Source organism: Actinokineospora bangkokensis (assembly GCF_001940455.1).
Lineage (GTDB): Bacteria > Actinomycetota > Actinomycetes > Mycobacteriales > Pseudonocardiaceae > Actinokineospora > Actinokineospora bangkokensis.
The window spans coordinates 19,256-31,462 of record NZ_MKQR01000009.1 but is presented as its reverse complement, the minus strand read 5'-3'; the positions used below and the strand labels follow the sequence as shown (position 1 = coordinate 31,462).

Genomic DNA, 12,207 nt, shown 5'->3' with positions numbered 1-12,207 from the left:
CCCGGGGAGCCGCGACGGGTGGGACCCGGTCAGTTGTCGAGCGGCGGGGCGACCTCGTACTCGCCGTCATCGCTGCGCACGGTGATGTTCACCGTCTTCTCCTGGCCGCCGATGGTGACCTTGCAGGAGAACCGCGCGTCCTTCTTGACCTCCTGGTCGGCCGGGCACGACACCGACTCCACGTCGGCCACCGAGTACTTGCCGGTCAGGACGCCCTTCACCCCGTCCTGCACCGCGCCCTGGTCGAACACCTTCGTCACCAGGAAGCCCGGGGTCACGAACGCCGTCACCGCGAACGCCCCCACCAGCAGCACCACGACCACCACGGCGATCCAGATGCCCGCCCCACCGCGCTTCTTCGCGGGCGGCGCGCCCGGGTAGCCCGGCGGCAACCCACCGGGACCACCCTGCGGCTGGTTCGGGTTGAGCGGCTGGTTCGGGTTGTACTGCCCGAACGGCGCCGCCTGCTGACCGGTCGGCGGCCCGTAGCCCTGCGGCTGGTTCGGGTACTGCTGCGTCGGCTGGGGCTGACCGGGCTGGGGCTGCTGCTGGGTCGGCTGGTACGGCGACTGCTGCTGGTAGCCGTACTGGCCCTGCTCCGGCGGGTACGGCGACTGCGGCTGCTGCGGGTAACCGCCCTGCTGCGGGAACCCACCGGACGGCGTCCCCGGCGGGTTGCCGCCCCCGTAGGGCTGCTGGCCCCACTGCTGCTGGGGGTCCTGCCCGCCGGACGGCCCGTAGGGGCTGCTCATGGTCTCGCCTCCGCCAGTCCTCAGGTCGCGCGGCCGGACCCCCTGGGGCCCAGCCCACCGGTCACCGCTTGGGCGCGATCAAACCACAGCCTGACCCACCGCACCCACCCGGCACCGCCCACGGTCGCACCCCCGCCGTAAGGCGGGCCTATGCCGGTCACCCGGACGGACCAGCACCCCGGCGCACCCGCCCCGACCGGCCCGTCCCACCACCTGATCGGGCGATCAGGTGGCCGCCAGCGCCACCACCCCCCGGCGGATCGCCCGCACCGCCTGGTCGGCCGCGGCCCCCACCGGGTCACCCCGGCCCACCACCGACGCGATCTGGTCGAGCAGGTCCATGACCTGCCTGCACCAGCGCACGAAGTCACCGGCGGAGAGCTCCTGGCCCACCGACTCCGCCGCGGTGATCACCCGCTCCAGCGACTCCCCGCGCGCCCAGCGCAGCACCGTCCAGGCGAACCCGGGGTCCGGCTGGCGCGTGCGGTCCAACCGGTGGTGGCGCTCGTCGGCCTCCAGCTCCGCCCACAACCGCTGCGTCTCGGCCACCGCGTCGGCCACCGCCCCACCGGGCAACCGCGACTCCATCGGCCCGTCCCGCCGCGCCTCGTACACCAGGCACGACACCACCGCCGCCAGCTCCGGCCCCGGCAACCCCTCCCACACCCCGTTGCGCAGGCACTCCGCGGCCAACAGGTCCGACTCCGAGTACAGCCGCGCCAACCGCCGCCCGTGCTCGGTCACCACCTGCTCACCCGCCCGCTCCCCCTCCCCCGGGGCCAGGTACCCGCGGTCGGCCAGCAGCGCCCGGATCCGGTCGAACGCCCGCGCCAGCGAGTGCGTCGTCGCCGCCACCTTGCGCTCCACCGACTCCGTCTCCGCCAGCAACCGCTGGTAGCGCTCGGCCCACCGGGCGTGCGCCTCCCGGTCCTGGCACCCGTGGCACGGGTGCGCCCGCAGCGCCCGCCGCAGCGCGGCCAGGTCCGCGTCCTCCCCCGACTCCCCACCCCGGCGCCCGCGCCGCGACCGCGTCGGCACGCTGATGCCGCTGTCGCGCAACGCCGAGGCCAGGTCCCGCCGCGACCGCGGCGAGCGCGTGTCCACCTGCCGGGGCAACCGCACCCGCCCCAGCGCCGACACCGGCCCGGGGAAGTCCGCCACCGACAACCGCCCGGCCCACCGGTCCTCGGTCACCACCAGCGGCCGCGGCTCACCGCTCGCGTCCACCCCCGGGTCGATCACCACCGCCAACCCCGACCGCCGCCCGGTCGGCACCGCGATCACGTCCCCCTTGCGCAGCTGCTCCAGCGAGTGCGCCGCCTCCGCGCGCCCCACCGCCCGCGACTGCCGCGACAACGCCTTCTCCCGCTCCCCGATCTGCCTGCGCAGCGAGGCGTACTCGGTGAAGTCACCCAGGTGGCAGGTCATCGACTCGGCGTACCCGGCCAGCGCGTCGCGGTTGCGGTCGACCTTGCGCGACAGGCCCACCACCGACCGGTCCGCCTGGAACTGCGCGAACGACTGCTCCAGGATCTCCCGCGCCCGCCCCGCCCCCATCCGGTCGACCAGGTTCACCGCCATGTTGTAGCCCGGCCGGAACGACGACCGCAGCGGGTACGTGCGCGTCGAGGCCAACCCCGCCACCTGCTTGGGGTCCACCCCCGGCTGCCAGACGACGACCGCGTGCCCCTCCACGTCGATCCCCCGCCGCCCCGCCCGACCGGTCAGCTGCGTGTACTCCCCCGGCGTCAGCTCCACGTGCGCCTCGCCGTTGTACTTGACCAACCGCTCCAGCACCACCGTGCGCGCGGGCATGTTGATGCCCAGCGCCAGCGTCTCCGTCGCGAACACCGCCTTGACCAGCCCGCGGACGAACAGCTCCTCCACCGTCTCCTTGAACGCGGGCAGCATCCCCGCGTGGTGCCCGGCGAACCCCCGCTCCAACGCGTCGCGCCACTCCCAGTACCCCAGCACCGCCAGGTCCGCGTCGGGCAGCTCCCGGGTCTTGGACTCCACGATCACCCGGACCTCGGCCGCCTCCTCCTCGGAGTTCAACCGCAACCCCGACCGGGCCAGCTGCGACACCGCCGCCTCGCACCCCGCGCGCGAGAACACGAACACGATCGCGGGCAGCAGGTCCGCGGCCCCCAACCGCTCCACCACCTCCACCCGCGACGGCGGCCGGAACCGCGGCCCCCGCTGCCCACCGGCCCGACCCCCGCGCGCCTTGGGACCGTGCCATGGCGCGTGCAGCCTGCCCGCCTCCTCGGTGCGCCGCAGCAGCGTCGGGTTGATCGCCAGGTCCCCGCCGCCCTGCTCCTCACCCGCGAACAGGTCCATCATCCGGGTGCCGACCTGCATGTGCTGCCACAGCGGCACCGGCCGGTGCTCGTCGACCACCACCGAGGTGTCCCCGCGCACCGCCACCAGCCACTCGCCGAACTCCTCGGCGTTGGACACCGTGGCCGACAGGCTCACCAGCGTCACCCACTCCGGCAGGTGCAGGATCACCTCCTCCCACACCGCGCCGCGGAACCGGTCGGCCAGGTAGTGCACCTCGTCCATCACCACGTAGCCCAGCCCCTCCAGGGCCGTCGACTCCGCGTAGAGCATGTTCCGCAGCACCTCGGTGGTCATCACCACCACCGGCGCGCTGCCGTTGATCGAGGTGTCACCGGTGAGCAGCCCCACCGACTTCGCCCCGTACCGCGCGGTCAGGTCCGCGAACTTCTGGTTCGACAACGCCTTGATCGGCGTGGTGTAGAAGCACTTGCGGCCCTCCGACAGCGCCAAGTGGACCGCGAACTCCCCGACCACGGTCTTGCCCGCACCGGTCGGCGCGCACACGAGCACGCCGTGCCCCTGCTCCAGCGCCTCGCACCCGCGAACCTGGAAGGGGTCCATCTCGAAGGACAACCCGGCCGCGAACTCCGTCAACCTCGGGTTCTGCGACCTGCGCCGCGACGCCGCGTACCGCTCGGCGGGGGACAAGGGGGAACTGTCAGACACACCCCAAGACTTCCACAACACCCCGACACTCGTCGCGCGAACTCCGCACGCACCCCACCCGACCAGCCCTCACCCGACCACCTCCAAGGCCCCCGGCACGCACTCCACCACCACCGGCAGCGGCCCCAACCGCTCCCCGTCGGCGTAGGCCACCCACTCGTTGTCCCCGCCCAGCGACACCCGCCGCGCCCGCAGCGTCCGCACCGCCGGGTGCCCGACGTGCTCCCCCGTGCGCAGCGTCGGCAGCATCCGCACCAGGTCCCACCTCGACATCTGCCCCACCACGGTCAGGTCGAACACCCCGTCCGCCGGATCGGCCCGCGGGCACACCGGGATGCCCCCGCCGTAGAAGCCGGTGTTGCCCACCGCCACCATCGTCGCCGCCAACTCCAACCGCCCGCCGTCGGTGTCCACCACCAGCGTCCGCTGCGACAGCGCCGCCAACTCCGCCACGATCGCCAGGTCGTAGCGCCTGCGCCCGTGCGGCCAGCGCATCCGGTTCACCCGCTCGTTCACCGCCGAGTCGAACCCCGCGCACAGCACGCTCGCGAACCACGCCCCACCGGCGACCCGCCCCAGGTCCACCCGCCGCCGGGCACCCGCGCCCAGCGCCGCCACCACCGCCTCCACCGCCTCGGCGGCCCGCGCGGGCACCCCGAGCGCGCGCCCCAGGTCGTTGCCCGTCCCCGACGGCACGACCGCCAGCGCCACCCCGTGCTCCGCGCAGAACTGCACCGCCTGGTGGACCGACCCGTCCCCACCCACCACCACGACCACGTCCAGCCCCGCGTCCCTGGCCCGCAGCAACCCCGCCCGCGACCGCTCGACGGTGTCGGCCTCCACCACCGTCACCCGCGACACCACGCCGGACAACCGCTCCACGACCCGGGGCGCCACCCGCGCCGCCGCACCGTGGCCGGACGCCGCGTGCACCACCACCGCGACCCGCAGACCCGCCACCGCCACCTCCCGATCACCGGCGCACATCATCCCCCGCGCGCGGGGGTCGCGGGGCGGGTCCGGTCAGGTGATGTCGTCGGTCCGCTTGACCTGCTCGGCGGGCTGGACCGGCTGGGGGTCCGCCGCGGGGTCCGGCTCGGTGGCGAACAGCGCCGACGACGGCGTCGCCTCGTCGTCGTCGAGCGGGCCGCCCAGCGCCGCGGCCTCCCGCCGCGCCTTGCGCCGGTCGTGCACCCGCGAGACCTGCACCGCGACCTCCAGCAGCACCGTCATCGCCACCGCGAGCGCGACCATCGAGATCGGGTCGGTGCCCGGCGTGGCGAACGCCGCGAAGACGAACAGCGCGAAGATCATCCCGCGGCGCCACCGCTTGAGGTTGGCGTACGGCAGCACGCCCACCCGGTTCAGCATGATCACCAGCAGCGGCATCTCGAAGCTCACCCCGAAGATGAGCAGCATGACCAGCACGAACGAGATGTAGTCGCTGGCGTTGAGCGCGGTGATGAAGAACGACCCGCCGAAGGAGACCAGCACCTCCAGGCCCTGCGGGATCACGTAGAACGCCAGGAACCCGCCCGCCAGGAACAGCAGCGAGGCGAACAGCACGAACGTCCCGGCGAAGCGCCGCTCGTGCTTGTGCAGCCCCGGGGTGATGAACGCCCACACCTGGTACAGCCACAGCGGCGCGGTGATCACCGCACCCGCGGCGATGCCCACCTTGAACTGCACCAGGAACGCCTCGAACGGCTGGGTCTGGAGCAGCTGGCAGGACCCGTTCGGGTTGAACCGCAGGTCAGCGGGCAGCGAGCAGTACGGCTGGAGCAGGATGTCGCCCAGCGACGGCACCGGGCCGAAGCGGGTGAAGAACCAGATGAACCCGAACACCCCGCCCGCCAGGATGGCCAGGACCGCCAACCCGAGCCGGTTGCGCAGCTCGTACAGGTGCTCCCGCAGCGCCATCGTGCCATCGGGGTTGTGCCTGCGGCTGCGCAGCTTCCGCCGCTCGCTCGCCACCGTGGGGACCGGGCCTCTCCGTCAGGTCGGCCGGGTCAGCCGGCGTTCTTCTGCGCCTGCTCGCGCGAGGCGGCCAGCTGGCGCTTGAGCTCGGCGTTCTCGGCCTCCACGGCAAGCTGGCGCTTGAGCTCGGCGTTCTCCGCCTCCGCCGCGGTGGGCGCGGGCTCGGCCTTGGCCACGCCCAGCTGCGCGGGCGGGGTGGCCGCCACCGGCTGCCCGGCCTCGGCCTTGGCCACGTCGGCCTGGTCGTCCTCGCGCATGCCCTTGGTCTCGGCCTTGATGATCCGCATGGACTGCCCCAGCGAGCGGGCCATCTGCGGCATCTTCTTCGCCCCGAAGAGCAGAAGCACCACGACCGCGATGATGATGATCTCGGTGGCACCCAAGTTCATCGCCCATCCTCCTGTCTCGTCCGCTTCCCCGATGGTACGCGGTCGGCGAGGGCCACCCGCAGCGCGGCGGTCCTGGCCCGCAGCAGACCGACCTGGTCGTCGATCCCCGACCGCGCCGCACCCACCGCGGAGCGGGTCCGGCCCGCGCCGCGCAGCACCCGGACCACGGCGACGACCACGACGGTCAGCCCGACCACGACCAGGGCGGCGCTCAGCAGGTACAGCACGCGACCACCCTACCCGCCCCGAGGTGACCGGCCGCACTCCCCGGGACGTGCAACCGGGATCGGCTAGGTGGACGCGAGGTGGCGGTCCATCCGGGCCACCGCGGCCGCAGCCTGCGCCCGCAACCGCTCCCCCAGCTCCACCGGGTGCTCCACCGTCACGTCCCCGCCGAGCCCGAGCAGCAGCCGGGCCAGCCACGACGGGTCCGCGTAGCGCATCCGCACCCGCAGCCGCCCGCCCGACAGCTCCTCCACGCCCTCCACCGGGTAGTACTCCGACACCCAGCGCGCGTCCTCGTCGAGCACCAGCACCGCGACCAGCTGGTCCGGCGCCGCCTGGAACAGCCCCGCCGAGGTGTCGGTGGGCGCCGCGTGCGGCGGCGGCGCGGCGGGCTCGTCGAGCACCCGGGCGCCGTCGACCCGGTCCAGCCGGAACAGCCGGGTGTCCTCGGCCCGGCGGCACCAGGCCTCCAGGTAGCCCCGCCCGTCCACCAGCAGCATCCGCATCGGGTCCACCACGCGCTCGGTCACCTCGTCCTTGGACGCGGTGTAGTAGGTGATGCGCAGCGCCCGACCCGCGGCCAGCGCCTCCTGCACGACCTCCCGGGCCCGCGCGGCCCCGGCCCCCTCGCGCACGCCGAGCCCCACCGCCACGCCCACCGGGCGCGCCTGCCCGGCCGCGGCCTCGATCTTGGCCACCGCCCGGCGGATCGCGTCGGCGTCCACCCCGGGGGTCTCCTCCAGCGCCCGCAGCGCCACCAGCAGCGCGGTGGCCTCGGCACCGGTGAGCCGCAGCGGCCGGGACATGCCCGCGTCGAAGGTCACCGTGACGGTGTCCTCCTCGAAGGAGATGTCGATCAGGTCGCCGGGGCCGTAGCCCGGCAGCCCGCACATCCACAGCAGTTCGAGGTCCTTGCGCAGCTGCTTGGGCGCCACGCCGAAGTCCGCGGCCGCGTCGTCGATCCGGATGCCCGGCCTGGCCAGCAGGTAGGGCACCAGCGACAGCAGCCGGGGCAACCGGTCCTGGGTGCTCACCGGCGCGCCTCCGCCCCGTCCGCGGCGAGCGGTTCCCCGCCCACCCGGTAGCCCTCGGCCACCGCCAGCAGCCGCTCGCGCACCGCCTTGGCCAGCACGTCCGGCTCCAGCACCAGCACGTCCGCGCCGTACCCGGCCAGCCACTTGGCCGCCGAGTCCGGGTAGGCCAGGTCCAGCTCCAGCACGTCGCCGGGCACGCCGTCGACCTCCCGGCGCCCGACGACCGAGGCCCACCGGCGCACGCCCGCGGCCCGCCCGTCGGCCACCCACACCCGCACGCCCGCCGGGGGCTGCGGCTCACCGCCGGTGCTCGCCACGAACCGCAGCAGGTCCACGTCGTCGGGCCGGTGCACCTGGCCGGGCTTGCCGACCTTGCGCACCTGCCCCACGACCCGGCTCAGCCGGAAGCAGCGCGGGGCGCCGCGGTCGCGGTCGTGCCCGACGACGTACCAGCGGCCGCGCCAGGACACCACGCCCCAGGGCTCCAGCACCCGCTCGCGCAGCTCGGCGGGCGAGGGCCTGCGGTAGTCGAAGGCCACCGCCTGCCCGGCCTGCACCGCGGCCAGCAGCGGGCCGAAGGCGGGCTCGGTGGTGCGCACCTTGGACTCGACCAGCGTCGGGGCGCCCCGGTCGACGTCCACGTCGACCCCGGCGGCGCGCAGCTTCACCAGCGCGCCCTGGGCGGCGCCGGTGAGCTCCGGGGAGTCCCACAGCCGCACCGCCAGCGCGACCGCGGCGGCCTCGTCGGGGGCTAGGTCGATCTCGCCGAGCTCGTAGTCGCGGCGGGCGATGCGGTAGCCGTCGACCGGGTCGTCGACCTTGTTGCGGCCCACCTCCAGCGGGATGCCCAGCTCGCGCAGCTCGGTCTTGTCCCGGTCGAAGGTCCGGAAGAAGGCCTCGTCGCTGGGCGCGTCGGCGTACCCGGGGACGATCTTCCGGATCCGGTTCGCGGTGAGGTACTGCCTCGTGGAGAGCAGGCACAGCACCAGGTTGACTAGTCGTTCGGCGCGTGCGACGGACACCGGGGCACCATAACGCCCGCCAGCCGTGCGTCGACAGCCACCACGCCCGAACACCCGTGCGATCGGCCCGGGTTCACGCGAACGTGACACGAAGCTCACACCTGGTGAGAGGTGACAGAAAAGTTCACCAGGTCCGGGTGTCTTTGTTCCGGCCGCACCAGCACTCTTGCGAGAGCAACGACAGGCTCGACGAACCGGTTATCTTGATAGCTCATAGTTGATTGTTAGTGCGCAAGCGACAAAGTTGGCACCCGGGCGCAGCCCTGTTGCGCGCATGCCGGTCCGGGGTGCGCAAACCCCTCACCGGAAGCGCACGAGCAACACCGGGCCGCATATCGGGATAGCGGAAGGGGCGGCGCGCGCAGCAGGGGGCCGACCGGGCGATTGCTGGATTTTCTGCCGAAAGACACGTGGGTCCAGCAGGCCTGCGGCGCTATCGTTGATCGGGACGAGGGTGCTGATCGGCGGCACCCGGGGTGTGAACAGGAACAGGCATGGCGACTGGCACCGTGAAGTGGTTCAACGCGGAAAAGGGCTACGGCTTCATCGCGCAGGAGAACGGGCCCGACGTGTTCGTCCACTTCAGCGCGATCCAGACCAACGGGTACCGCACGCTGGAGGAGAACCAGGCGGTGGAGTTCGAGGTCGTGCAGGGCCCCAAGGGCCCGCAGGCGGACAAGGTCGTCCCGCAGTAGCACCTCCGGCCGCGGCGAGCCCGCGGCGCGCGGACAGCGAAGGGCCCGGCCCCCTCGGGGAGCCGGGCCCTGGCGCGTCCGGGGTCCTACAGCGAGGCGATCAGCCGCTCCACGCGCTCGTCCACGGCGCGGAACGGGTCCTTGCACAGCACGGTGCGCTGGGCCTGGTCGTTGAGCTTGAGGTGCACCCAGTCGACGGTGAAGTCGCGGCCCGCCTGCTGGGCGGCGGCGATGAAGTCGCCGCGCAGCTTGGCCCGGGTGGTCTGCGGCGGGGTGTCCTTGGCCAGCTCGATCTCGCTGTCGTCGGTCACCCTGGCCACCAGGTCCTTGCGCTGGAGCAGGTCGAAGATGCCCCGGCCGCGGCGGATGTCGTGGTAGGCCAGGTCGAGCTGGGCGATGCGCGGGCTGGACAGGTCCAGGTCGTGCTTGGCCCGGTAGCGCTCGATCAGCCGGTGCTTGATGGCCCAGTCCACCTCGCGGTCGATGCGGGACAGGTCCTGCTGCTCGACCGCGTCGAGCACCCGGCCCCACATGTCCACCACGCGCTGGGCCAGCGGGTCCGGCGAGCGGCGGGCGACGTGCTCGACGGCCTTGGCGTGGTACTCGCGCTGGATGTCCAGCGCCGAGGCCTCCCGGCCGCCCGCCAGCCGGACCAGCCTGCGGCCGGTGAGGTCGTGGCTGATCTCGCGGATGGCGCGGATGGGGTTGTCCAGGGAGAAGTCCCGGAACTGCACCCCCTCCTCGATCATCTCCAGCACCAGGTTGGCGGTGCCGACCTTGAGCAGGGTGGTCGACTCGGACATGTTCGAGTCGCCGACGATGACGTGCAGCCGCCGGTAGCGCTCGGCGTCGGCGTGCGGCTCGTCGCGGGTGTTGATGATCGGCCGCGACCGGGTGGTGGCGCTGGAGACGCCCTCCCAGATGTGCTCGGCGCGCTGGGACAGGCAGTACACCGCCCCGCGCGGGGTCTGCAGCACCTTGCCCGCCCCGCAGATCAGCTGCCGGGTGACCAGGAACGGCAGCAGCACGTCGGCGATCCTGGAGAACTCCCCCGCCCTGGTGACCAGGAAGTTCTCGTGGCAGCCGTAGGAGTTGCCCGCCGAGTCGGTGTTGTTCTTGAACAGGAAGATGTCGCCGCCGATGCCCTCGTCGGCCAGCCTGCGCTCGGCGTCGACGAGCAGGTCCTCCAGGATCCGCTCCCCCGCCTTGTCGTGGGTGACCAGCTGCACGAGGTCGTCGCACTCCGCGGTCGCGTACTCCGGGTGCGAGCCGACGTCGAGGTAGAGGCGTGATCCGTTGCGCAGGAAAACGTTCGAGGAACGCCCCCACGAAACCACCCGCCGGAACAGGTACCGCGCGACCTCGTCCGGGGACAGCCTGCGCTGCCCGTGGAACGTGCAGGTCACGCCGAACTCGGTTTCGATGCCGAAGATCCGCCGCTGCATCCCCCAAGCCTAGGCGCTCCGGCCGACGTTGACCGTGCGCCGATCGGGGTGGTCCACATCTTGTTATCCAGCGCACCGTGACCGGGTGGGCGCGCCCACCCGGCGGAGCGGGTCGGACTCCGGTTGAATCCGGGGTCGTGTCCGGACGTGTGCGCAAGTCGTTCCGCACGGTGGGGCGGGTCGACCTCGACCTGATGACCCGCTGCGCGGACCTGCCCAGAACCCCGCTCGACCCGGTGATGAAGGCGCTGTCGACCTCGGCGAACAAGGGCAGGCTGTGGTTCGCCGTGGCGGGCGCCCTGGCGCTGGCGGGCGGGGCGCACCGGCGCGCCGCGCTGCGCGGCGTCGGCGCCATCGCCATCGCGAGCACCAGCGCCAACCTCGTCGCCAAGAACCTGTTCCCGCGCAGGCGGCCCGCCGCGGAGCTGCTGCCGCTGCACCGGCGGCTCGTCAAGCGGCCGACCAGCTCGTCGTTCCCCTCCGGCCACTCGGCCTCGGCGGTGGCCTTCACCGCGGCGGTGGCGATGGAGTCGCCGCTGGTGGGGCTGGCGCTGCTGCCGCTGGCCGCGGCCGTGGCCTACTCCCGGGTCCACAACGGCGTGCACTGGCCCACCGACGTCGCCGCGGGCTCGGCGATCGGGCTGGGCGCGGCGTGGGCGACCCGGCACTGGTGGCCCCGCTCGGACCGGCCGACCGGGCCGGGCGAGAGCGCGCTGTGCGCCGACCTGCCCGCCCTGGGGCAGGGCGACGGCCTGCTCGTGCTGGTCAACCCCAAGTCCGGGCCGCAGGCCGTCGACCCCGGCGAGGAGGTGGCGCGGCGCTGGCCGAGGGCGACGGTGGTGAACCCGCTGCCGGACACCGGCATCATCGAGCAGCTCGCCGGCCTGATCACCGCCTCCCCCGGCGACACCCGGGCGCTGGGCGTGGCGGGCGGCGACGGCACCGTGGCCGCCGTCGCGGCGGTCGCGGCGGAGTTCGGGCTGCCGCTGGTGCTCATCCCCGCCGGGACGCTCAACCACTTCGCCAGGGACGTCGGGGTGGAGTCGGTGGCCGAGTCGGTGGAGTCGGTGCGCCACGGCACCGGGGTGCGGGTCGACCTGGGCGAGGTGCGGGTGACCGGGCCGAGCGGGGAGCCCGAGGCCCGGTGGTTCGTCAACACCGCCAGCCTGGGCGGCTACCCGGAGATGGTGCGGCTGCGCGAGCACCTGGAGTCGCGCAAGTGGGCGAAGTGGCCCGCGGGCGCGGTGGCGCTGGTGCGCACGCTGCGCGCCGCCCAGCCGATGAGGGTGGCGCTGGACGGGGCGCCGCAGCTGGTGTGGATGGTGTTCGTCGGCAACGGGTCGTACCGGCCCAAGGGCTTCGCGCCGTCGCGGCGGCCCGACCTGGACAGCGGCCTGCTGGACGTGCGCTACCTGCGCGCGGACGTGCCCTACTCGCGGGCGCGGTTCGTGGTGGCGACGCTGACCAGGACGCTGGCCCGCAGCCACGTCTACCGGCAGCGCGACGTGGCCGAGCTGGACGTGCGGCTGCTCGACGGGCACCGCAGGGTGGCCACCGACGGCGAGGTGGGGCCGCTGGGCAGCGGGTTCCACTTCCGCTCGGTGTCCGGGGCGCTGGCGATCTACCGCGACTGCTAACGCCGCTAACGCTCGACCGTTT

At 73.5% G+C, this 12,207-nt stretch carries 11 protein-coding genes; 2 read left to right on the top strand and 9 right to left on the bottom strand.

Translation table 11 applies throughout. From position 1 onward, the window contains the following. Positions 1-29: 29 nt before the first annotated feature. From BJP25_RS08695 to BJP25_RS08660, 8 genes are all read right to left on the bottom strand, one after another. Positions 30-752, bottom strand: a complete 723-nt coding sequence (locus BJP25_RS08695; RefSeq protein ID WP_075974333.1) for a DUF4333 domain-containing protein — start codon at positions 750-752, stop codon at positions 30-32. 225 nt (positions 753-977) lie between these two features. Further along, entirely contained in the window at positions 978-3,761 is a 2,784-nt protein-coding gene (locus BJP25_RS08690; RefSeq protein WP_075974332.1) for a DEAD/DEAH box helicase, read from the bottom strand. Between the two features lie 69 nt (positions 3,762-3,830). After that, positions 3,831-4,712, bottom strand: a complete 882-nt coding sequence (locus BJP25_RS08685; RefSeq protein ID WP_233158006.1) for a diacylglycerol/lipid kinase family protein — start codon at positions 4,710-4,712, stop codon at positions 3,831-3,833. A 72-nt stretch (positions 4,713-4,784) separates the two neighbouring features. Further along, on the bottom strand, positions 4,785-5,681 hold the full coding sequence (tatC, locus tag BJP25_RS08680; protein WP_084793878.1) for a twin-arginine translocase subunit TatC: 897 nt from the start codon (positions 5,679-5,681) through the stop codon (positions 4,785-4,787). Positions 5,682-5,770: 89 nt separating this feature from the next. Then, the gene (tatA, locus tag BJP25_RS08675) at positions 5,771-6,127 is read right to left on the bottom strand and encodes a Sec-independent protein translocase subunit TatA (protein ID WP_075974330.1); all 357 of its coding nucleotides are present in this window, start codon (positions 6,125-6,127) and stop codon (positions 5,771-5,773) included. Beyond that, positions 6,124-6,354 carry a bacteriophage holin gene (locus BJP25_RS08670; protein WP_075974329.1) on the bottom strand — a complete coding sequence of 77 codons (231 nt, stop codon included), beginning with the start codon at positions 6,352-6,354 and terminating at the stop codon, positions 6,124-6,126. Before BJP25_RS08670 ends, tatA begins: the two co-directional genes overlap by 4 nt. Positions 6,355-6,417: 63 nt before the next feature. Further along, complete coding sequence (locus tag BJP25_RS08665) at positions 6,418-7,386, bottom strand: helix-turn-helix transcriptional regulator (RefSeq protein ID WP_075974328.1); 969 nt, start codon at positions 7,384-7,386, stop codon at positions 6,418-6,420. After that, positions 7,383-8,408, bottom strand: coding sequence for a helix-turn-helix transcriptional regulator (locus BJP25_RS08660; protein WP_075974327.1), 1,026 nt, complete (start codon positions 8,406-8,408; stop codon positions 7,383-7,385). Before BJP25_RS08660 ends, BJP25_RS08665 begins: the two co-directional genes overlap by 4 nt. Positions 8,409-8,902: 494 nt before the next feature. Between BJP25_RS08660 and BJP25_RS08655 the strand changes: the two genes are divergently transcribed. Beyond that, positions 8,903-9,103 (top strand): cold-shock protein, encoded by a 201-nt coding sequence (locus tag BJP25_RS08655; RefSeq protein WP_075974326.1) that lies wholly within the window; start codon positions 8,903-8,905, stop codon positions 9,101-9,103. A gap of 86 nt (positions 9,104-9,189) precedes the next feature. Here BJP25_RS08655 and pafA read toward each other — a convergent pair whose 3' ends face one another. Next, positions 9,190-10,548, bottom strand: a complete 1,359-nt coding sequence (pafA, locus tag BJP25_RS08650) for a Pup--protein ligase (RefSeq protein WP_075974325.1) — start codon at positions 10,546-10,548, stop codon at positions 9,190-9,192. A gap of 194 nt (positions 10,549-10,742) precedes the next feature. On the opposite strand from pafA, the gene BJP25_RS08645 reads away from it, so the two are divergent. Continuing rightward, complete coding sequence (locus BJP25_RS08645) at positions 10,743-12,185, top strand: bifunctional phosphatase PAP2/diacylglycerol kinase family protein (RefSeq protein WP_075974764.1); 1,443 nt, start codon at positions 10,743-10,745, stop codon at positions 12,183-12,185. The last annotated feature ends 22 nt before the right edge of the window (positions 12,186-12,207 follow it).

Coding starts and splice junctions, on each gene's coding strand:
- BJP25_RS08695 (WP_075974333.1), bottom strand. CDS start 752: ATGAGCAGCCCCTACGGGCCGTCCGGCGGGCAGGACCCCCAGCAGCAG.
- tatC (WP_084793878.1), bottom strand. CDS start 5,681: ATGGCGCTGCGGGAGCACCTGTACGAGCTGCGCAACCGGCTCGGGTTG.
- tatA (WP_075974330.1), bottom strand. CDS start 6,127: ATGAACTTGGGTGCCACCGAGATCATCATCATCGCGGTCGTGGTGCTT.
- BJP25_RS08655 (WP_075974326.1), top strand. CDS start 8,903: ATGGCGACTGGCACCGTGAAGTGGTTCAACGCGGAAAAGGGCTACGGC.
- pafA (WP_075974325.1), bottom strand. CDS start 10,548: ATGCAGCGGCGGATCTTCGGCATCGAAACCGAGTTCGGCGTGACCTGC.
- BJP25_RS08645 (WP_075974764.1), top strand. CDS start 10,743: ATGACCCGCTGCGCGGACCTGCCCAGAACCCCGCTCGACCCGGTGATG.